At 34.4% G+C, this 22,608-nt stretch carries 20 protein-coding genes; 3 read left to right on the top strand and 17 right to left on the bottom strand.

The window, feature by feature from the left end; genetic code table 11:
* Positions 1-77 precede the first annotated feature (77 nt).
* Entirely contained in the window at positions 78-983 is a 906-nt protein-coding gene (locus tag QMN06_RS01570) for a DUF6492 family protein (protein WP_281970749.1), read from the top strand.
* Between the two features lie 99 nt (positions 984-1,082).
* Here the strand turns inward: QMN06_RS01570 and QMN06_RS01565 are convergent, their stop codons facing one another.
* Both QMN06_RS01565 and QMN06_RS01560 read right to left on the bottom strand, forming a co-directional pair.
* Entirely contained in the window at positions 1,083-2,060 is a 978-nt protein-coding gene (locus QMN06_RS01565) for a glycosyltransferase (protein ID WP_281970748.1), read from the bottom strand.
* A 112-nt stretch (positions 2,061-2,172) separates the two neighbouring features.
* On the bottom strand, positions 2,173-3,354 hold the full coding sequence (locus QMN06_RS01560; protein WP_281970747.1) for an acyltransferase: 1,182 nt from the start codon (positions 3,352-3,354) through the stop codon (positions 2,173-2,175).
* Between the two features lie 425 nt (positions 3,355-3,779).
* Here QMN06_RS01560 and QMN06_RS01555 point away from each other — a divergent pair, with 425 nt between their 5' ends.
* Positions 3,780-5,132, top strand: a complete 1,353-nt coding sequence (locus tag QMN06_RS01555; protein WP_281970746.1) for an O-antigen ligase family protein — start codon at positions 3,780-3,782, stop codon at positions 5,130-5,132.
* Here QMN06_RS01555 and rfbC read toward each other — a convergent pair.
* From rfbC to rfbB, 4 genes are read right to left on the bottom strand one after another with little or no spacing between them, the layout of a single operon-like run.
* Entirely contained in the window at positions 5,129-5,689 is a 561-nt protein-coding gene (gene rfbC / locus QMN06_RS01550; RefSeq protein ID WP_281970745.1) for a dTDP-4-dehydrorhamnose 3,5-epimerase, read from the bottom strand. The two genes, QMN06_RS01555 and rfbC, sit on opposite strands and share 4 nt — an antisense overlap.
* A gap of 13 nt (positions 5,690-5,702) precedes the next feature.
* Entirely contained in the window at positions 5,703-6,605 is a 903-nt protein-coding gene (gene rfbA, locus QMN06_RS01545) for a glucose-1-phosphate thymidylyltransferase RfbA (RefSeq protein ID WP_281970744.1), read from the bottom strand.
* 4 nt (positions 6,606-6,609) lie between these two features.
* Positions 6,610-7,518 carry a dTDP-4-dehydrorhamnose reductase gene (rfbD, locus tag QMN06_RS01540; RefSeq protein WP_281970743.1) on the bottom strand — a complete coding sequence of 303 codons (909 nt, stop codon included), beginning with the start codon at positions 7,516-7,518 and terminating at the stop codon, positions 6,610-6,612.
* A 30-nt stretch (positions 7,519-7,548) separates the two neighbouring features.
* The gene (gene rfbB, locus QMN06_RS01535; RefSeq protein WP_281970742.1) at positions 7,549-8,610 is read right to left on the bottom strand and encodes a dTDP-glucose 4,6-dehydratase; all 1,062 of its coding nucleotides are present in this window, start codon (positions 8,608-8,610) and stop codon (positions 7,549-7,551) included.
* 212 nt (positions 8,611-8,822) lie between these two features.
* On the opposite strand from rfbB, the gene QMN06_RS01530 reads away from it, so the two are divergent.
* A complete protein-coding gene (locus tag QMN06_RS01530) occupies positions 8,823-9,812 on the top strand; it encodes a glycosyltransferase (protein ID WP_281970741.1) in 990 nt (329 codons plus the stop codon).
* Here the strand turns inward: QMN06_RS01530 and QMN06_RS01525 are convergent, their stop codons facing one another.
* From QMN06_RS01525 to QMN06_RS01475, 11 genes are all read right to left on the bottom strand, one after another.
* Complete coding sequence (locus QMN06_RS01525) at positions 9,813-10,916, bottom strand: glycosyltransferase family 4 protein (RefSeq protein WP_281970740.1); 1,104 nt, start codon at positions 10,914-10,916, stop codon at positions 9,813-9,815.
* A gap of 2 nt (positions 10,917-10,918) precedes the next feature.
* Positions 10,919-12,085, bottom strand: coding sequence for a glycosyltransferase family 1 protein (locus QMN06_RS01520; protein ID WP_281970739.1), 1,167 nt, complete (start codon positions 12,083-12,085; stop codon positions 10,919-10,921).
* The gene (locus QMN06_RS01515; protein WP_281970738.1) at positions 12,058-12,909 is read right to left on the bottom strand and encodes a GDP-mannose 4,6-dehydratase; all 852 of its coding nucleotides are present in this window, start codon (positions 12,907-12,909) and stop codon (positions 12,058-12,060) included. The genes QMN06_RS01520 and QMN06_RS01515 overlap by 28 nt, the downstream gene beginning before the upstream one ends.
* Positions 12,909-13,943, bottom strand: a complete 1,035-nt coding sequence (gene gmd, locus QMN06_RS01510) for a GDP-mannose 4,6-dehydratase (RefSeq protein WP_281970737.1) — start codon at positions 13,941-13,943, stop codon at positions 12,909-12,911. The genes QMN06_RS01515 and gmd overlap by 1 nt, the downstream gene beginning before the upstream one ends.
* Positions 13,944-14,174: 231 nt before the next feature.
* A complete protein-coding gene (locus QMN06_RS01505; RefSeq protein WP_281970735.1) occupies positions 14,175-14,831 on the bottom strand; it encodes an FkbM family methyltransferase in 657 nt (218 codons plus the stop codon).
* A 27-nt stretch (positions 14,832-14,858) separates the two neighbouring features.
* Positions 14,859-15,977, bottom strand: a complete 1,119-nt coding sequence (locus tag QMN06_RS01500; protein ID WP_281970734.1) for a DegT/DnrJ/EryC1/StrS aminotransferase family protein — start codon at positions 15,975-15,977, stop codon at positions 14,859-14,861.
* A complete protein-coding gene (locus QMN06_RS01495; protein ID WP_281970733.1) occupies positions 15,964-17,613 on the bottom strand; it encodes a glycosyltransferase in 1,650 nt (549 codons plus the stop codon). Before QMN06_RS01495 ends, QMN06_RS01500 begins: the two co-directional genes overlap by 14 nt.
* Positions 17,603-18,892, bottom strand: a complete 1,290-nt coding sequence (locus tag QMN06_RS01490; RefSeq protein ID WP_281970732.1) for a hypothetical protein — start codon at positions 18,890-18,892, stop codon at positions 17,603-17,605. Before QMN06_RS01490 ends, QMN06_RS01495 begins: the two co-directional genes overlap by 11 nt.
* Positions 18,893-18,908: 16 nt before the next feature.
* Complete coding sequence (locus QMN06_RS01485) at positions 18,909-20,114, bottom strand: acyl-CoA reductase (RefSeq protein ID WP_281970731.1); 1,206 nt, start codon at positions 20,112-20,114, stop codon at positions 18,909-18,911.
* A gap of 21 nt (positions 20,115-20,135) precedes the next feature.
* Complete coding sequence (locus QMN06_RS01480) at positions 20,136-21,218, bottom strand: acyl-protein synthetase (protein ID WP_281970730.1); 1,083 nt, start codon at positions 21,216-21,218, stop codon at positions 20,136-20,138.
* Complete coding sequence (locus tag QMN06_RS01475; protein ID WP_281970729.1) at positions 21,208-22,608, bottom strand: AMP-binding protein; 1,401 nt, start codon at positions 22,606-22,608, stop codon at positions 21,208-21,210. The genes QMN06_RS01480 and QMN06_RS01475 overlap by 11 nt, the downstream gene beginning before the upstream one ends.

Raw genomic sequence — 22,608 nt, 5'->3', positions numbered from 1 at the left:
TGAATGATTGCTCCTAAAGCACCAACAAGATAAATATGTTTATTTAAAATTAACTAGCCTAGATTATTATTGTAGTTATGCAATCTTTTATTCTTTTCTGCAAGTCTTTTAAAGATGATGTCCTCAGGACCAAAAGATTAATGGAGTCCATTGCGACTTTTAATCAAGATAAAATTCCATTCTATCTATCTGTTCCTGCTGCAGATTCGAAATTATTCCAATCAACAATTAATTTTGTAGCATTAAATGATTTAGATAAGGGTGCCTTTCACCTTATTCTTGATGAAGATATCGTTGGCGCAATGCCAAACTCATCATTGGATGATTATTACAATATGAGAGGTTATTGGAATCAGCAAGTGGTTAAATCTGAGGCTTGGCGTTTTCTTCATTGTGAGAATTATCTCTGCTTAGATTCCGATGCTTACTTTACTAAACCTTTTCAATTAAAAAATTTCATGCATGAGGACGGTTATCCATATAGCCTCATGCATGATGCACATGAATTGCTTGACCTTGCCAAAAATTTAGGCCAGTTAGATGTTATTAATGGGTTCATTTCAGATAGTCAACAATTAAAAACCGAATTCCAAAGAGAAGGTCCAGACTATGATTTTGGTCCACCACCAATGATTTGGTCTGCCAAAGTCTGGGAAAGTCTCTACTCAAACTATCTTCTCCCCAGAAATATGAGGTTATGGGATGCGATTGAAAAAATTCCTATGGAAATTCGTTGGTATGGAGAAGCTCTTCTTAATTATCAAGCCATTCCCATTCACCCAATTGGGCCTATTTTTCATTTTTACCATTATGAATGGCAATATCAATTCCATCAAAATAACCCCACCAATCAAATAAATGAGAAGATCATTGGGGAAGTTAAGCAATCCTATTGGGATGAGTCTTTACGTCCAGATTTTGCAAAAAAATCTTGGTCTTCAAGGGCTTGGAAAAGAATAAAAAAACTGTTAAAAAAAGGGTAATAAAGTTTTCGTTATTACCGCTTTACAAAATTTTTAGTCGACCTTTAGTCAACCTCTTTATTTTATAAAGACGCTAAAGTAAACCAATACCTTGGTCAATTAAAAGTTGAATCCTAATTGCTCAAATTGCTTTCGCACTTTCTTTACTTTAATCTTCCAAATCCATTTTTTCCAAAAACTTCTCGGATTATCATTGTCTGCCATCTGAAACCGTAACTTAATGCGGGACTGAATTTCTTTTTCGGATAATTGCTCTAGGGATAGGTTTAGGTAATGATTCAAAACCATCAAATTATCTAACCTACGATGACGCAATTGAGCTTTTGGGAATTTGCTCATGAATATCTTTTTATTATTTTTAATTAAGGCTTTTTGATTTGGGTCTTGTTTGAAAGAAGCACTGCCCTGATGATATACAAATACATCTTCTAATAGCAAAATACAATAACCAAGAGCTTTTGCTCTCATGCAAAAATCAAAATCCTCGTAATAACCCCTACCGTAACTTAGTGATAAACCATTCAGCTGATCCCAAAGAGATTTTCGAATGGCTACACAGAAGAAGTCTGCGCGATATAACGGTACATTTAAACCGCTTCGAATAGGGTGATTACTTTCATAATGAGCCAAAATCTCCTCTGATTTCTGACTAAAATCGATCATTTGAGATGTGCCAGCTTCATTCGTAACGGGTCCGACTATACCTATATCTGAGGACATCATTTTTAATTCTGAATAAAGAATTTCAAATGCTCCTCTAGAAAATATTGTGTCACTCCCCAAAAGCAAGACCCACTCAACAGGCATTAAATTTGCTCCAAAATTCATGCCCCCTGCAAAACCTAAATTGTCAGGAAAAACTACTGAATTTAAATTTGGGTGTTGAGTGGCATAGATCTCTTGTTGAGTTGCTGCATCATCAGGAGAACCATTATCAATAACAGTAAATAGAACATCTTGACGTTTGAATTCACTAACAATGGAGTCTAAGCATTTCTTACTAGTTTGGCTAAAATTTGTATATCCTAAAATGATTACGTGGATAAATAGACTATCTTTTGAGTCTAATTTAGACAAAAGTTTCTCCTTCGATTAGGCAAGTCGATACTAAAAGGTCCTAAAACCATCACTATGGTCAAATGGCTTGCAGATAAAAGTATATTTCTTTTGCCAGTTTTTCATTTGATCATTAATATGAAGTCTTAGAAGAAAATTTAAGCTTATTGCGAATTAGAGTAGTCCAAGCATGCGATTTTGACATAAAGGGGAGCTCAATCAATCTATAAGTTAGGTAGCAAATACTAGTTAAAATTGGTACCAAGAATAAAAGCAATAAACAGTACTCCAATGCACTAAATTGGCTAATTACTTGCACTCCAATGATGAGTTTAAAAAATATATACAACACCATCATATGCGACAAGTAGATTCCAAAAGAAATATTACCTAACATCTTTGCAGTTGGTAGCTTTAATAATCCAAACAGGTCAGTTCCACTTGCGATTAAAACAAAACAAATAAATAAGATACATATAGAAAACACGGAAAAAGGTTTTACCTCAAAAAAAATCAATGCGCTCATCAATAAAAGCACTACTAAAGAAGAAACTTTGGTCTGAGAAAAACGAATCAGATGATCTTTTTTACTAATCCAAACTGAAATTGCTCCACAGAAAAAAGCAAAAAAAACTACCAAGTTCATGTTCTTAATTAGTAAAGCCAACCCAACCAAAATAAATACCCACACATACTTCGGCGGTTTTTTTTGGAATAAACCTAGAGCAAAAAGAGGTAGCAAAAAATAAAACATCCACTCATACGGCAAGGTCCAAAGGACCGTACTTAAAATGAGTTCGGTATCAATCCCGTTAATATTTTGAAGAGTAAGTAGGCTCAGCATCAACCAATGAATAATATCCTCAATCAAGTCTGGTAAGGGTTGAATTAAGTTAAATCCAGTCTGTATGATCACCAGAAAAAACATGCAAAATACCAAAAAATAATAAAGTGGAGCAATTCTTAAGAATCTTGATATATAGAATTTAAGCCAATCGATTGGCTTGTCTTTGCTATTGTTCAAAATAGCAAAGAAGAGGAAAGCGGTGACCATAAAAAACATGATGACACTACCCGAACCCAGATACCAAAATAACGTCGAAGGTGGAGTTTGCCATGCATTACCGTGAGAATAAAAGTACCATATTGATGCGTGATGAAGAAAAACAAAAAAAGCTAGAAAGCCTCTTAAACCTTCAATAGTTTCGTATTGTTTGGTTTTTTCAAAATATGGCGAAATTCTGAGTATTACTTTTAAGGTAATATGTGCAATAAATATTGCAAATGGAATAAGAAATAAGAAAGGGGTTGGCAAAATTAGTCTTAAATTTATTTGGTTAAAGGTTATTTATTTAGATATAAACACTTTAATTTTAATTGATATTTACAACTACTATTTATGCAAGTTTTTACCAATTAAAAATTAACCCCCGGTATATTGAAGGCACCATCTCTTACGATAATTTTTTGAGAAGCCCTCCCCAAAAAATAGAAAATATTTACATCAACAAGACTACCTCAAAGTAGATCAGGAAATACATAGAAAATAACCCCCAAGAAAATAGTAATCTTTTGAAAGCTCTCAATATTCCTCGAAAAAGACTTACAAAATATAGTATTTTTTCGTTGAAGATATTATTTAATTTTCAATTTTAAAATCAATTATTTAGATAAATTGAGATCTGTCAACCAAGTCAATTATCATTGATGCTATATCTTCAAATATTAATAACTTTATCTATGATGTTATCAAAAGAACTATTTCCTAATGAGCCTTATGACTATTTTTCTAGGTTAACTATCGTTGAAAAATTAGCACTCATCAGTGTTTGTTTATTACCTATATTTCATCTTACATTTAATGATTGGACAGGATATTGGATTGTCTTAAGCTCTTTTTTTAGTTTGGTAGCTATATCTCAAAACCCAAAATCGATTAAAGAAGTTTTCAGTGATTCCAGATCTAAATGGGTAATACTAGGTTTAATCGCCTATATCTTGGCAATTTTCATGTCCCAATTATGCAGATGGTCATTTACCCATAAGGCATATTTAGACACGAGTCCATTTTTATATTTCATTCCAGTATTTATCTTTGTTGTTTGGAGAAAAATAGATATGGGTAAATGGCTTCAATGGGTTCTTCCAATAATCATCATAGGAGCATTTTGGTCTACCTTTTATCACCATCGAGAATTAGCTAGACCTGATTGGATTCAGGATCGAAGATTTGCACCCTACTTTTCAGACCCTCTAGCATTTGGTCAAATCAACCTCACCCTCGGGCTCATGGGTTTATCCACCATCAACTTTTCAGGTTGGACTCTCAAAGAAAATATGATGAAATTATGGGGCTTACTTGGATTCTCATTCGGTATTTATTTATCTATTCGTTCTGGGTCTAGAACAGGTTGGCTAGCTATTCCAATAATATTGATCATGATTGGTTGTGTAAAACTTGATTGGTCAAGAAGTAAAACTCTTCTATTTTCTTTTTTTACTACTGCTGTAATTATTGTAACTATTTATGTTATTTTTCCTTCAGCGCAAGAAAGGATTGCATTAGCAATTCATGAAATTATTTCTTACCCCTGGCAGGGTGGTATTGCTCCTGATACGTCGGTTGGTTTAAGAATTACTTTTCAACGATTAGGTTTTTTTTATTTTTCTGAAAGTCCCATTTATGGTTGGGGAACTGCTGGATATACAGCGATTAAAGATGCGATCGAAGTACAAAACTATTCGACAGAATATGCAAGAAATTTTGTCTATAGCGCATTATTCCATAATGAAATCATGACCCAAATGGTTAGATATGGCATATTCGGTATTGTTGGATATATCCTAGCAGTATTAGTTCCTTTGGGCTTGGCATTCCATAGTCTCAAGTCAAAAAATGGCATTGTTAAACGAAGCGCCTTACTTTGTTCCATATTTTTAATTTGTCAGATAGTTGCTGGATTTTCAGATGAATTTATCAACCTAAAAGGAATGGTTGCATTTTATGCATTTATGATAACGGCCCTTTTAGGTACTTGTATAGCTTATTCTTATAATACAAAAGTAGCCATCCAATTAAACTCTTGCAGTTAAACAAATTTAATCGATTGCTCCCAAGCTTTACCTAAAGCATCTTTAGGATTTAAATTAGGTGAAACACCTTCTGGTAGATGCCAATCAATATTTAAAGTTGTGTCGTTCCAAATAATGCATTGCTCACTGGCTTGATGCCAATAATCAGTAGTTTTATAAAGAAAATGAGCCTCATCTGATAAAACCACAAAACCATGAGCAAAGCCTTCTGGAACCCAGAACTGTCGTTGGTTTTCTCCACTTAGTTCAACCCCTGTCCATTTTCCATAGGTGGGAGAATTTTGTCTTAGATCAACAGCTACATCAAACACTCTTCCTTGCGTGACACGCACTAATTTTCCCTGAGTTTGCTCCATCTGATAATGCAATCCTCTTAGAATGTATTGCTTTGAGAATGAATGATTATCTTGAACGAATGGTTTTTGAATGCCAGTTTTTTTAGAAAACTCTTTTTGATTAAATGACTCAAAAAACCAGCCTCTATCATCTCCAAAAACTTTGGGCTCAATGATGAGTACGTCGGGTATTTCTTTTGTTGGGGTAACGATGATAGGCATCGAATCAATTCTTTTAGGTTATGTGCTCTGTAAGCATTTTTAATAAATATTGACCATAGGCATTTTTCTTTAAGGGATGTGCAAGTTTTTCAACATCTTCTGTACTAATCCAACCTTGATGAAATGCAATTTCTTCTGGACAAGCCACCATCAAACCTTGACGTTTTTGTAAAGTGGATATAAACCCGGCGGCTTCAAGCAAAGAGTCATGAGTTCCTGTATCCAACCATGCATATCCTCTTCCCATAATCTCTACTTGTAGTTGTTGTTGTTCTAGGTAAATACGATTGACGTCTGTAATTTCATATTCTCCTCTAGCGCTCAGCTTGAGGGAAGCTGCAATATCGCAAACTTGCTCATCATAAAAATAAAGCCCTGTAACAGCATAATTACTTTTAGGATTTAATGGCTTTTCTTCTATAGAGATTGCTTTAAAGTCACCATCAAACTCTACAACCCCATATCTCTCTGGATCTGAGACATGATAAGCGAATACAGTTGCTCCAGAATCTTGATGATTTACAGCTCGAAGTTGATCTGCCAACTCATGACCATAAAAAATGTTATCTCCTAAAATCAGAGCGCTTGAATGATTGTTGACAAAATTCTTTCCCAACACAAATGCTTGAGCAAGGCCTTCTGGGGAAGGTTGAACTTGATAATCAATGGATAGTCCCAACTGAGATCCATCACCTAACAATTCTTTAAATCGAGCGGTGTCTTGTGGAGTAGAGATGAGAAGAATTTCTCGAATACCTGCCAACATCAGGGTTGTTAATGGGTAATACACCATAGGCTTGTCGTACACAGGCATGAGCTGTTTTGAGACAGCTTGAGTCACTGGATACAAACGTGTACCAGAGCCACCTGCCAAAATAATGCCTTTTCGATTTGAGATACTTTTTGTGAAATTCATTGATTCAATATGATTTTTGTTCAGATACTACCTTTTTAACATACTCGGCTACTTGATCTTTCCATTGAGGGAAATGTTCTACGTGAAGAGCATCTTTTAATTTACGGTTATTCATTCTTGAATTGTAAGGTCTTGGTGCTGGTAAAGGGTAATCCGTTGCTGGAATTGCCTGAATCGCATCATGAGCAACTTTAATCGGATAGCCTAGTTCCGTGGCCGTTTGAACAACAAAACTTGCTAGACCATGCCATGTAGTCTCACCATCTGTAACCGTATGATAAATACCGCTCTTTACATCACTCGATAACAAGTCAATTGCTTTTTGTGCCAACCAATCTGCACTAGATGGGACACCATATTGATCGGCGATCACTTTAAGTTGATCTCTTTCAGAGGCTAATCGAAGCATCGTTTTAATAAAATTACCACCATCGCCATAAACCCAACTCGTTCTTAAAATCAAATATCTAGCCGTTGAATTTGGATTTGATTTAAAAATTTCTTGTATTTTATTTTCACCTGCAAGTTTACTTTTGCCATATTGACTTAAAGGGTTTGGGGTATCCGTTTCTTGATAAAGAGATTGCTTTAATCCGTCAAACACATAATCGGTTGAATAATGAATGAAGACTCCACCGTGAACATTAGAAATATACTCAGCCATGATACTAGGTGCGATTCCATTGATAGCATGTGCTAGATCCGGCTCTTTCTCAGCTTGATCTACTGCTGTATATGCTGAAGCATTAATAATAATTTGTGGTTGATATTGATTTAAAGTTGCTTGGATTTGCTCACTTTTTGAAAGATCGCATTCTGATCGACCAACATAAGATGTGTGAGGTGTATTAATCAATTGGTTTTGTAAAGCTTTGCCAACTTGTCCATCTTTACCAAATACCAATATATTCATATCTTGTATTAATTTATCGATTAGAAATTATTAATTAGTGTATTGTTTATCAATCCACTGACGGTATGACCCGCTGACAACACCTTCAACCCATTTTGGATTATCCAAATACCATTGGACAGTTTTTCGGATACCTGTCTCAAATGTTTCGGCGGGTTTCCATCCGAGCTCTCGTTCAATTTTTGATGCATCAATGGCATACCGGCGATCATGACCTGGGCGATCTTTCACAAACGTGATTTGCTCTGCATACGACTTACCATCTGATCTTGGTTGTAGCTCATCCAAAATGATACAAATTTGCTTGACTACGTCAATATTAGCTTTTTCGTTCCAGCCCCCAATGTTATAGGTCTCACCTAAAGTTCCCTTTTCTAACACTGTTCGAATAGCAGCACAATGATCTTTTACATAGAGCCAATCCCTAATTTGTTGCCCATCGCCATAAATTGGAAGGGGTTTGCCATTTAAGGCATTCAGAATGCATAGAGGAATGAGCTTTTCCGGGAAATGGTAAGGGCCATAATTATTTGAGCAGTTAGTGGTTAAAACAGGGAATCCATAAGTATGGAACCAAGCTCGTACTAAATGATCTGATGCGGCTTTAGATGCTGAATACGGACTATTAGGTTCATATGGATGTTTTTCAGTGAATGGTGGATCATTAGGGCCTAAAGAACCATAAACTTCATCTGTTGATACATGTAAGAATCTAAATGAGGATTTCTCAGATTGAGGCAAATCACTCCAATACGCTCTTGCGCACTCTAAAAGGTTGAAAGTTCCTACAATGTTAGTTTGAATGAACTTCCCTGGACCATGGATGGATCGATCCACGTGGCTTTCAGCTGCAAAATTAACAATTGCTTGCGGCTGATGTTCTTTAAATAAATTGGAAACTAATGCTTTATCACCGATATTTCCATGAAAAAAACGATAATTTTTATTTTGCCTAACCGAATTTAGGGTAGTTAGATTTCCAGCGTAAGTTAAACAATCAAGGTTGCTCACTGAATCAGCGTTTGGTTGATCTAACCAGTCTATTATGAAGTTGCCACCAATAAATCCAGCACCACCGGTAATTAAAATCATTTTTTAAATATTAGGTATATATTATTGATTACAATAGATTTATTAATAATTTTTTTATTTTACTTATCATTAAACTATTATAAGTTTATTATTTTTATTAAGCCAACTCTAAATACAATTTGAATACCTTAGCAATATCTTTTTTAATTAGCTTTTTAATAACCACTCTATTAGTGCGTTACACCCATTTGCATAACCGCTTCACTGGAGATATGGACTTTAATTCTCCTCAAAAGTTTCATAACACTAACATTTCTCGAGTTGGGGGCTTGGCTCTTTTCCTATCCATCTTAACTGCTGGCGTTGCTAGATTTTTTTTAGAAGACCTTGGCGGAACAGAATTATTACTTTTAACCATAGCTAGTATTCCAGCTTTTTTTGTTGGAATAGCTGAAGACGTTACTAAGCGCGCTGGAATATTGATACGACTCATTGGGACTGCATGTTCCGCTCTAATAGCGGGCTACTTATTTGATGGTTGGATTACACATACTGGCTTTAGTTTCTTGGATCACATTTTCCAAATTACACTCATATCTATTCTGTTTACAGCATTCGCCATTTGTGGAATATCAAATGCCTATAACATCATTGATGGTTTTAATGGACTTGCGAGCGTTGTGGCTTTGTTAAGTTTCATTACTATATCTTATGTTGGCTTTAAGGCGAATGATCCAATCATCTTTGTCTTGGGTTTAGCAATGATTGGAGCGGTTTTAGGCTTCTTTTTTTGGAACTATCCAAAAGGGCAGATATTTTTAGGCGATGGGGGAGCATACCTTTTAGGTTTTTGGGTAGCTTTTTTATCTGTCTTACTAGTTGCAAGAAATGATTCTGTATCACCAATATTTGCTTTATTAGTTAATGCTTATCCCACTGTAGAAACATTATTTACAATTTGGCGTCGTGTTTTTCATCAACAAAAAAGTCCAAGTATTGCCGATAATATGCACCTGCACTCACTTATTTACCGCAGAGTTGTCCGCTGGGAAGATCAAGAAAAAGGGGATATTGTTTCTACGTCCGCAAATGCAAGAACCTCCCCCTACCTTTGGTGTTTGCATGCTTTTGCAGTTATACCCGCCTGTCTTTTTTGGAACTCTACTTTATTAATGACTAGTATGCTGCTAGTTTTTATTTTCTTTTATATTTATATTTTTAAAACAATCATTTGTTTTAAAGTGCCTACTTGGCTTAAATAACTAGTCAATGAGTTTTTTATACAAGTCTAAGTATCTTTGACACATCGTCTCTTTTGTAAATATATTTAAATATCTCTGTCGTGCAGCTGTACCCATGCGCTCAGCATCAACTGGGTTACTCCACATACAAGACATTGCTTCCTGTAAAGCAGGGGCACTTTCTGGTGGAACAACGATACCCGTTTCATTGTTGAGATTGATAAAGCTTGTCCCAGTACCAATGTCGCAGGAAATCATCGGCTTGCCGTACATCGCTGCCTCAAGAAGAGATAAGCCAAATGACTCAGAACGCAAATGAGAGGGAAAAACAAATGCATAACTTAACTGAAAAATAGCATCCTTATCTTCATCTGATATTTCACCAATAAATTGAATCTTTTTAAGATTATTTTTTTGGGCAAGTTCGATTAACTCCTTTGTTTGAGGCCCGTCTCCAGCAATCACAATCGGAAACTCCTCGATTGCCAAGGCATCCATCAAATAATGAAGTCCTTTGTAGTATCGATGCACACCCAAGAATAAAAAAAAGCGATCTCCAAGAAGATTTTTCCAGTAGGCGTGCTTATCATTTTGTGAGTTGATTTTTTTATCAGATATTCCAAAAGGAATAACTTCAACTTTACTTTTATATTTTTGAAGTATTGCACTTGAATTTAAGTAATTTGGAGAAGATACGGTAATGGCATCCACATCATTTAAAAAAAAATTCATTAACGGTCGATAAAGCAACAGTAAGTTTTTCTGACGAATAATATCCGAATGATAGGTCACAACACTAGGTTTTTTGACTTGGCTTGCAAAATGAACCAAGTCCATAAATGGCCAAGGAAAATGATAATGAATTATATCTGCCTGATTTGATAAACGTTTAAATTCTTTAAATGCAGATATAGAAAAATCCGTTGAGGCAATTTTAAAGTTTGTTTTAACTCTGTATTTTTCATTTCCGGAGTCTTCAACATTGGTTTGTATATTCGAACTTAAGGAAAGAACATTGGAGGCTACATCATTTGCTGAAAGTCCATTTGATAATTCAAAAATAAATTGTTCTACCCCACCAAAAGTATCCGGAAAATATGTCTTGTAAAAATGAAGGACCTTCATAGTTAAATTGAATTGATTTTACTTTTACGAATTTCTAGCGCTTCTTCAAATATTTCGATAGCACTATTTGCTGCTTTTTTCCAAGAGAACTTGGTGGATTCTATTTTTGCATTATTTCCCAACTGAGTTCTTAGATCGTTATTAAGAATAAGTGTTTCAATTGCTCCAGTCATTTCATTCACTGATAAAGGATTAACAACTATGCCACCACTTCCTAAAACCTCAGGCATTGATGAAACGTTAGATGTTAGAACCGGCGTGCCAAAAGACATAGCTTCTAAAATTGGCAAACCAAAGCCCTCATACAAAGAAGGCATTGCCAAAAATAATGCTTCAGAATATAAAGTTGATAATTGATTATCTTCTACAAATCCGAGAACTTTAACTGATTGACCTAGATTACATCTCTTAATTTCTTCATCAAGATTGATATTCCCCCATCCCTTACCACCAACTATCACTAGACTTACACTTTTTTTTATCTCATCAGAAGTGTTTGAAAAAGACTCTAGAAGTCTAGCTAAATTTTTTCTAGGCTCTAATGTTCCAACAAATAAAATATAGGGCTTAGTAATTCCTAACTTCAACATACTATCTAATCCATTTGATTTTGGCATTTCAGAAACTCCCAAATGAACAACCCGAACTTTGTCCTTAAAGTTTGGAAAAGTCTCTCTAATTCCTTCGGCGGTACTTTCAGAATCCGCAATAATTAGATCGGCTTGAGAAATTGCACTTGGCATTAAATGCTTCTCTACACTTAAACTTAATTTACGCATCGTTTCCGGAGTATATTTCCATACTAAGTCATGGACTGTTACTACTCTGGCAATTTTAGAAGATAAGAAATTCGGCAATCGATGAGTAGGCCCCCAAAAAAGATCTACTTGATCATTATTTGCCCAATATGGAAGTTTTGTTTGAGACCAAATCATTCTCTCAACTCGCGAGTTTGCACTAGATGTTTTAAAACGAAAATCGCTCAGTCGATTTGAAATAGTGATTGGAACTTTTTTTGATGCATAAAAAATAAATTGGTGGTCTTTTTCGAACTCGTCGACAAACTGTTTTGACATCTCAAAGGTGTACCTGCCAATACCTGTTAAAGATTCTCCAAGAAGCCTAGCGTCAACACCTATTTTCATTGAGATTGGTTTTCCAACATCCATGATAGGGTCTCATCAAGTTCAAATTCTTGATACTGACCTAAAGTACTTTTAATTTTAACTGGTGCACCAGATAGTATCTTTACTTCATTAGCTCTCACAAATTTGGGATTAACTATCACTTCTATTTTATGATTTGCAAGCTTTTCTAATCGATCGATGACATACCTGAGTGAATACGTTTTACCTGTGCATAGATTGTACGTTTGACCACTCACTCCTTTCTCAAGCAAATGAATATACATATTACTCATCATCCTGACGTCGTTATATTCTCGATCAACGTCTAAATTACCAAGTTCAATAAAGGGTTCTTTTTTTTGAAAATGATCTACTAATTTAGGAATGACAAATCTCAAGTCATGCCCTACCCCGGTATAGTTGAAAGGGCGAGTTATAACTATGGGTAATTTATCCAAATAATTCTTTGCCATCAACTCCATGGACAACTTACTCATTGCATAATGGTTCACTGGTTGAGGTAGTTGGTTCTCTTCTATAGATTCATTTGATATATTACCGTAAACATTTGCGCTACTAGCAAGAATGATTTTTTTGGGAGCGTTTTCTAAAAGAGTGTCTAATAAATTAAGTGCCCCAAAGAGATTTACTTTGTAAAAATCATCTTGATTAGAGTGTGTCACTGAACTAATTCCAGCAAGATGAATCAGATATTGAGGGGAGACTTCTTTCACCTCACTAAGAATAGATTTTGAATCTGTAAGGTCGGCTCGTAAATGGTGAACAAGGAACCCCATTTTTTTGGCCTGAGCAGATACATATTTACCCGTAAAACCATCAGCTCCTGTTAGTAACAGGGTTTCCATTAAAAAGAAAAGCCTATTTCATTTCTGCGAATATCCTCATTGACCATCATCTGACAAAGTTCTTCTAAGCTTGTTTTAGGCTCCCAACCTAATTTATCTTTGGCATGGGTTGGATCTCCAATTAAAAGATCTACCTCTGCTGGACGGTAAAATTTAGGATTAACTCGCATAACTGTCTTACCATTTGAAGCATCAATTGCAACTTCGTTTTCAGCTGTTCCTTTAAACTCTAATGAAATTCCAGCCCCCTTAAAGGCCATTGAAACAAAATCACGGACTGTTTCTGTTCGATTCGTTGCTAAAACATAAGTATCTGGAGTATCAACCTGCAACATTCTCCACATACCTTCAACATATTCCTTGGCAAATCCCCAATCCCTTTTTGCGTCAATATTTCCTAGCTCTAAAATATCTAACTTACCAAGCTTGATTTTCGCAACTGAATCTGAGATTTTTCGGGTTACAAACTCCTGTCCACGTAATGGGCTTTCATGGTTGAAGAGTATTCCACTACATCCAAATATATCATAACTCTCACGATAGTTGATAGTCATCCAATGGGCATATAACTTAGCAACTCCATATGGACTTCTTGGATAGAAAGGAGTAGATTCTTTTTGAGGGATTTCTTGGACTTTACCAAACATTTCTGAGGTGGATGCTTGATAAAAACGTATTTTGGGATTAATTAAGCGAATTGCTTCTAATAAATTCAATGGGCCAATACCTGTTATCTGCGCTGTTGTTGTTGGTTGCTCAAAAGATACCCCTACAAAACTTTGAGCTGCAAGATTATAAATTTCATCTGGCTGAATTTTTTGAACCAATGAAATAGTTGATCCCAAATCGGTTAAATCATACTCAACCAAATGCAGTCTAGGATTATCATTTACCTTTAATTCTTCTAAGCGCCAAAAGTTTACCGAACTTGTCCTTCTAAATGTTCCATACACTTCATAACCTTTATTTAACAAGAGTTCTGTAAGGTATGCTCCATCTTGTCCGGTTATTCCGGTAATGATAACTTTTTTCATATATTCCTTTTTGTAACTAATCAAAATAGTTTTTTAAATAATTTTTTATTTTCCAAGGCATAGTAAACATTTTCAAGCCTTCTTTCTAAAACCTCTATTTGTTGATTCAATTTATGGATATTAGCGTCAATTAAAAGTAAATTTTCATTTATGGGTGAAAGGTTGTCCTGTAGTTTATTAACCATATATTCAACGTACATTTTGTTATCGAAATTAAAAAACTCCATTTTTCTAAGAAGAAAAATCTGAAACTTCTTTTTTTACAAAAAAGGCGTTTGTATGAGAAATAAAATCAAAAACATATCCATAATCATCTAGTTTTTTTCTGATAACACTGAAGTTTTGGTGTCCGACCTCAATACAAATTATGTCAGGAAATACTTTAGAGTTTTCCATTCCATCTAAAACGGCTAACTCATGTCCTTCTACATCTAAAACAAAAATATCCACATACTCAATTTCTAATCGTGATATTAATGTTTTCCATGTTATGACTTCAATTTCATACTCTTTGAAGGTGCACCCCATATCAGACAGCTGTTGAAAATGTTGGGAATTATGTTGAATTGATCCATTACCAAATTCTTGCTCAGGGTTTGGATGGATGGCATGTAAAAATTTAGATTTACCATCGAAATTAGACAGCCCAACTTGTAAATTTATACTTTCAGGTCTATTTTGTATTAAGTTTGCAAAGTTTGGGGGGGATGGCTCAATGTTAACTCCCTGCCAGCCAAGTGTTTCCTCAAAGAATAAACAACTACTCTCTGACTTTCCTCCACAAGCTCCACATTCCATAAAAACTCCTTTTGTTACATTTTGTGGAAAATATCTTTTATGCAATAGCTCATCAACTGGTGGTTGGAATTGACCATAATATTTATTCACGATTATTCTTTTTTAAATAGAGACAAATTAATCATATTTAAAATAATTTTTAATATGATTAGTAAGGTATTCAACGTCATCATCAGTAAGTGCTGGGGAGCTGGGCAAATTAATCCCCCTCAATGACAATGAGCTGGCAATAGGAAACTGTTCCGCATTTTTATCTAAATACATTGGCATTGTATGGGCTGGATAAAAAGAAGGTCTAGTTTCAATGCCTCTTTCTTTCAAAAAAGTTCTGAGGGGATCCCTATCTTTTGGATCCTTAGTTGCAATCGTAATCATCCAAAATGAATTAATCATTTCATGTTTTTCCCACAACATTTCCAATGGCAGATCGTGAATTTCGCTTTTAACTTGAGTAGCAATCTCTCTTTTTCTTCTCAGAAATTCATCAGCCAATTCCAGTTGACCTAATCCAATTGCTGCGCAAATATTTGTCATTCTATAGTTATAACCCACAATATCATGCCAATATTCCCTTGTATCAGCCAAACCTTGACCCTTGAGCTTCTTTACCTTCCGGCAGAGTATAGGATCATTAGTTGTTACCATACCCCCCTCGCCCGTAGTAATTGTTTTATTTCCAAAAAAGCTATAAGTTGAAATATGCCCTTTATTTCCTACATGCTCATTAAAAATATAGGATCCGAATGCTTCTGCACAATCCTCTATAACTTTGAGATTATTTTTATTTGCAATATCAACTATAGTGTGAGTATCTGAGGGGTGGCCATATAAATGAACTACTATAATTGCTTTTGTTTTATTCGTGATTTTAGATTTAACATCTTCTGGGCTTACTTGCCAGGTATCTGATAACGAATCTACAAAAACGGGGGTTGCACCAACATATTTAATTACATTTACTGAAGCAATATATGTTAAGGTTGGAACAATTACCTCGTCCCCAGGTCCAATGTCTAGCGCCAATAAAGCTAAATGGAGGGCAACAGTGCCATTAGAGACAGTTAAAGCGTATTTACTACCCACTTTTTTAGAAAATGCATCTTCAAATTTTTCAATAAATTCGCCTCTTGAAGATATCCAATTAGTGTCTAAGCATTTAATAACATTTTCCTTCGAAGAAGATCCCAATACGGGTTCATAAACAGGTAATTTTTTAATCATCTCATATACTTTCATAAAGTTTCAAATATCTTCTAGCCATATCATCAAAACTATATCTTGATAACTTCTTAGAATAAAAATATTGTTTTTCAATAACTTCCTCAGGATTTAGAAGAATTTTTTTAATTTTTTGGAAAAGTGAATCCATATCTACCGGATCGAAAACCCAATCATCGTAATCACATTTTGATAGTCCCTCTCTTTCAAACATTTCTCTAACTACCTGAACATCCGCCAATAGTGCTGGGGTTTTAGTTGAGGCTGCTCGAGAAAAGTTGAAGACATCTCCTCCCTCAGCAAGACTTGGATGAACGACCAAAGATGATTTCTCACAAAGCAAATCTAATGTCTCTAAATCTACCGATGGCATAAAGATAACATCATATTGAAGTCGTTGTTCAAGTATAAATTGTTCTACATCTTTTGAGGGGTGGGGGGTTGTTAAAATTAATTTGATATTGAAATTACATTCTCTTAGTAGTTTACTAAAAGCTTTTACTAAAATTAAGGTGTTTTTATGAGGTCTATCAATCGTTGGGTACAAAAGAAAGTTAAATTGAGTGAAGTCCACTACTGGTGGAGCTAATAGAAGAGACTTAAAAGGATTGATTATGAAAGATCTTTTTTCATTTAACTTTTTTCCGGCTTCTTCTTTTTTCTGATGACTTGTTTCCAAGGTCGGAAAATATCCCTGAGGTATTACTTCGACTCTTTGATTCTCAACTTCTTTCGGAAAAAATTTATGTAGTTGCTCTGTTTTTACAAACTCTGAATAACAAATCACTGCCTTAGCACTTTTTATAGAAAGTCTCATTCCCTCAAGAGTATCTTTATTATGAGCAGCAATAAAACGAAGTGGATAAACTAGCGTAATAAAGTCTGGTAATGTAACTAATGAAGAGCCCTTGAAATGAGATACAACGAATCCATCAAAAGCCGTAAAGAAAAATAATTTCTTAATATCTTTATTTGTATTAATTTTTTTTGCAAATCTTATTTGCTCCTTAGTATATACTTGCCACTGTAAATATTGTATAAGTCTATTTTTCGCATTGTATATTTTTTTCAATAGCCCCAAAAGATCTTTTGGCATACTTTTTCTATTTACAAATTTAAAACCTTGTATTTTATTTATTAAACGTAATCCAAGTTTAATAAATAAAAGTAGTAATAAAAAAATTAAACCCACAAAAAAAACAATACAAATTAAAATTATTATTACACCCAAATTCAAGGGCACTTTAAACCAAATATTAAACGGACTTAAGTCAAGACTCCAAGTAAAAATACTCGGTATTACAATCTTGAAAGCACCTGTTAATTTATTTTTTATATGTTTTAGAATTCCACTTTGTTGGTCATAGACTTTTGAACGTCCTCTATGCATCAGGAAGTGGATAAGGATTAAGGTAATTGCTTCAACTTTATAAACCGCAAACTTTACTTTCTGAATATCTACATTGTTTCCACTTAAGACTCTTTTTATAGATTTAATATGTCGGCCAGTTGTATGTATTCGCACCAAAATACCCTGTTTCTGAAGTGCATTTATATTGTCCGACAATAAAACAATCAAACCTTCACTTTTATGCTCCACGGGATTGAGACCTAAAAAAACAATTTCAAAAAATGCAGGCAAATTATTTTTCATTATTTTTATCTCGTGTTACTTGATAAGCTGTCATAAAAGAATCCCAATATTTATCAGCCATTTTTGAAAAAGTTCTTTCAATGAGTATCTCTTGATGCGGCAATGAAGCACGTATTTGAGAATAGTTTTTTTCAAACTCCTGAAGAGATTTAGCTAAATCTTTAGGATTTCTTGGATTAAATAAAACTGGTTTTAATGAAAAATTTTCGCATGACTCCCTTATTGCAGGATAGTCACTTGAAATAGAAGGAACACCAAACCATGCTCCTTCTACTATTGAGTATGTGCCATTATCATAAAGAGCCCCATGAAGTATTCCATATGCATTTGTTAATTTTTCTAAATATATTTCGTCGCTTAAATTACCCCAGATTTTTAATCTTTTTTTAACCTGTGGACAACTTGCAATTGTCTGCCGAACTCTTCTAGGATATTCATCAAAATAATGTTTATCTAAGTCTTCTTTAGTTGTAAATAAATTAGTATAAATTCCTGTCATATATATATTAAGTTTTGATTCAGGATAATTTTTAAAATAGTACTCTAATCCAAGTATGACGTTAATATGGTTTTTATGTTGAGTTGAATTTGTTGTCCATAAGAGATAAGGTGGCAACTCAATGTCTTTAACTAATGGTTTAGATTGAACATTTAATGAATCGAACTCCATTGGAAATTTAAAAACTCTTTCATGATTAACGCCCGCATAATTAATACAATCCAAACGAGTTTGATTAGTTGTGCAAATTACAAATTGAGCCCCTCGAGTGGCTTTTGCATAGGCATCATATTGCATCCAATTTCCATCAGTATTAGGGGTTAATCCAAATATTTCAGGTACATACCGTTGAATATAATCATAAACAATTACTGCAAAAGGCCTATGAGGGGGAATAGAATGTTGTAATCTATCAGACACAATAATCCAAAAATCACAATCCTCGAAATTACTTATGCCATCGTTAAAACTCCAGTAGGTGTCTGCCTTTTTTCCTTGTGATGTTTTTTTTAAGTAATCAAATACTATATCTATATGGGTACTCGAAATGACTTCCCTCTTGAACGGTCTGATTTTTATACCTAATTCTTTTAAATCCTCAAAGTCTGCATCTTGGTAAAGGGAGGAATCATCTAGGTGGCCAAAACTTAATTCTAATTTAACTCCTGCAGTTATAGATCCTAGCATCAACATTCTGGCAATATTTTTTGCTCCACGTAAGGTCCCCCCACTATATAATTCAGGAAGAATCAAGGCAAGTTTTATGCTCCCATGAACCATATGTCAGTTTCTTTCATTATTTAAAGTCAATTTGTCTTAAAAAAGATCTGAACAAATCTAAGCCATCCCAGATGCTGCCAAAATCTAATGCATGCCCGACCTCACAAAACCTGTCAATACCAACTGGTAAATGTTCTTTGACATAATGAAAGACTTCTTCACGACTTAATCCAAAATAACTAACAGTTTGGATTGATCTACTTAATAGTGAAGATAAATCACTTAAATGAGTAATTTTACTTTCATGAAATAGTCCTAGCCCACAATGATCGTTGATATAGACCTCAGGTTTATCAAGCCAAATTTTTGTTAGTCGATTATCTTTTGAACTGATTTTTACTTTTTGCTTGAATGCTAAGGAATCGACTGATATTTCTTTATTAACGAAGTCAGCAGTATCAAAGAAATTTCTCTTTTTATTAAGCACCTCTTCAAAAACTCTCCAAAATTTTTCGCGCGCAATATCTAAATTTTCGCCACGCCCTCTCCACAATATTAATCTTGGAGATGAGCATGCCATTTGCCCAAACCAATATGAATCGTTGTAGAATCCTTTTGATAACTTCAACAACTGCTCCTGTGATAACTGATTTAATTTATCCGAGTCAATGATACATAGGGAGAATTTATTCGAAAAGCATAACTCTGTCCCATGAGGTGGTATTTGAAAGCTTCTAAAATGGTTAATAGTGCTATCTCCCCCCCAAACAACTCTGACATCAGTTTTTAAAGACAAATCCTTGCTTATGTCATCATCATGACCATAGCTTATTATCTGAATGGAGTTGGCAATTTCTTTAAACTCTGGTTTTAAAAGAGTCTTGACAATGATATCTAATAATAAATTGTTTTGAGGATTAACCTTCTCCGAAATCCTTATTAAATTTCTATTGCCACAAAGTAGAGATATGAACCATGAATATACAAATATAGTATCGACATTAGATGGTGCAATATGAAATACTAATCCTCGAGGTACAAAGAGATTTACATCTAAATTTAAATTATGCTTTCCAATAATTTTTTTTAAATTAGCTGGTCTAAGCCAAAAACCTAATGCAGCAAGTTCAGGAAATTTTCTCGCAACTAAAGGTGAAGTCAATTCTCGAGATAAAAATTGAGCAAATAAAAACTGTACGTCTCCGAAAGGTCTTAAATTCTTTTGGTCAAGAATCACTTCTTCAGTAGATGTTATAAATATACTTAATGAATTGTTGCTCATGACTAAATTAACTTTATCCTCTTATTTTGTCGGGCTGACTTGAGTGTCACTACATCCTCTAAGCTCTGCTCGAGGAATTCTTCCATGAATTTCAAAATATTTACCTAATCGCCCACATTCACAATTATCTTCTCCATGAATTGTTCCTAAATCTTCAGTTAAAAGACTGTGCCCCGGATAACTTTTAGGTATGCAAGATAAAACTTGAACAACTCCCATCTCTCCGTTAGGTTTAATGGACCAATCTAAAGGATCTCTAATTAAAATATCAGCAAAGGCAGGTGTGTGCAAATAGCCCTGATTACACTCAACAAAAATAGATCCAACTTGCTCTACCATTCCATAAAAATTATGAATCTTTTTAACTCCACAAACCTTATTTAACCTTTCCTTAAAAGTCAAATTATCAACAGCTATATCTTGGAGTTTTTTCCATCCACCACTGTGAAGAAAAATAGAGTTTTGGAGGTTTAATCTTAAGTTGAGTCGCTCTAGTTCCAAAAGAAAGTTTTGCCATATTATGAAAGTAAAGCCAAACACAAAAGTATTTGTATTTTTATGTCTTTCACAAAAATCATTAACTTCATCAATATTTAAAGACATATCCTCTTTTAATGCATATACATGCTCTCTGCCAAAATTGGATAGCCCAAGAATTCCAGCACCTCTTGCAGAAAAATTATTTCTGTCCTTAATGACATTTGGGTGGTCAATAATAAGCATTGGGAGTCGATTTTTACCCAAAAACTCTTGAACAATTTTTACTAGAGCATGCGTCTGAAAATTGGAAGTTTCTTTATCTAAAAAAATCTTGGAGGGGACTTGGCCCGTTGTGCCGGAAGAAGTTAAAACCTTAAAAACATCTTTAGAGTTAATACTTTGGATATGAAATAGCTTAAATAATCTTACTGGAAAGAAAGGAACGTTTTCTAGTGAAAATTTATTTTCAATTTTTATATCACGAGCTATTAACAAGTTTTTGTATAAATCACAGGACATATTGTGATGAATTGTTAAAGAATGTAATAGCTCCTCCAGCCTTGTCCTTTTCTCTTCCTTTAAAAAGGAATAAATTGGCCAATTTAGGAACTCATCAGTCAGCATTGCCAGATTCTTTCATAATTATTTTTTTAATTTTATTCTTTAAATCTAAATATAAAATCTTACCGGACTCATTTCTAGGGATCTCACTTACTACTACCTTGATAGCACTTTTATGAACTTTATATCTTGTAGATAGTTGCAACTCTAAATCATTAGCATCTTTTTGAGATCCAGCAATTGCAACCATTAAACAATCATCATCCCCCGTGACAGCTGACTCAATACCTAACGTATTAATATATCTTTCTACATCATCGAGTGCAAATCGATTGCCAAACAATTTAATAAACCTACTAAGCCTACCCGTAATCCAGAAAAATCCATCTTCGTCACATTTAGCTAAATCACCAGTTTTTAGCATAAATACATTCTTACCTAGCATAAGATCATTTTTATCAAATGCATATCCAAGCATGACATTTGGTCCCTCATATACCAACTCCCCCTCAACTCCAGGAAGAAGCACTGATCCCTTATCATCTTGTATAGAAAGGGAGCCTCCAGGTATTGCCCTACCAATACTTCCTAATTTTTTTTCTATGTATTCGATAGGAAGGTACGAGATTCTAGCAGTTGCTTCTGTTTGACCATACATCACAAACACATTTCTGGAAATCGGCTTACTTATCTCATTGAGCCAACTTATTTCTTCAGCTTCCAATCTCCCCCCAGCCTGAGTAATTGTTTTTAAAGAAGGTAATAACATTTTTTCGAATCGCATCTTACGCAAAATTCTCCAAGTTGCTGGTACTCCAGATAGGCTAGTGACGCCAAATTTCTTAAATAACTCCCAAAATAGGGGTGATGTAACACCATTTTCAGTTAGAACAATTTTGCCACCAACTAATAAATGACTATTAAGTATTGATAATCCATAGGAATAGCTTAAAGGCAAAGAGGTTATACATACTTCTTTATTATCAAGATACAGATACGAAGCAATACTTATCGCATTTGAACTCAAATTTTCAAGGCTTAGTCTTACTAACTTTGGGGACCCAGTACTTCCTGAAGTAGTTAACAATAATCCTAGACTTAAGTGAGGTTTAAATATTACATTTATTTTAGGTTTTTTTTCAATCCAAATGTCATTTAAAGAGTCATAAATATCCTCTATCTCAAAATGTTCATATAACTCATTTAATATATTTTTATCTGTTGATGAATTCACCATCAATGGAATTGCGCCCTTTCGCAAAGCCCCTAGATATACAAGTACCGTATTTAAGTTATTCGAACACTCTAGAACAAATAGTTTTCCTTTGCTGAGATTTACAGTTCGACTATCCGCCATAATAGCTAAATTCGAATAATTAATAGGCGAATAATCATGGCTAAATATTGCTATTTGCTCTCCATGCTTTTCAAGATCCCAAAAATTATTATTCAT

The sequence above is a fragment of the Polynucleobacter sp. SHI8 genome (assembly GCF_027944005.1).
Classification (GTDB): Bacteria; Pseudomonadota; Gammaproteobacteria; order Burkholderiales; family Burkholderiaceae; genus Polynucleobacter.
The sequence above is the reverse complement of the archived record's forward strand: the minus strand, read 5'-3'. Positions and strand labels throughout refer to the sequence as shown.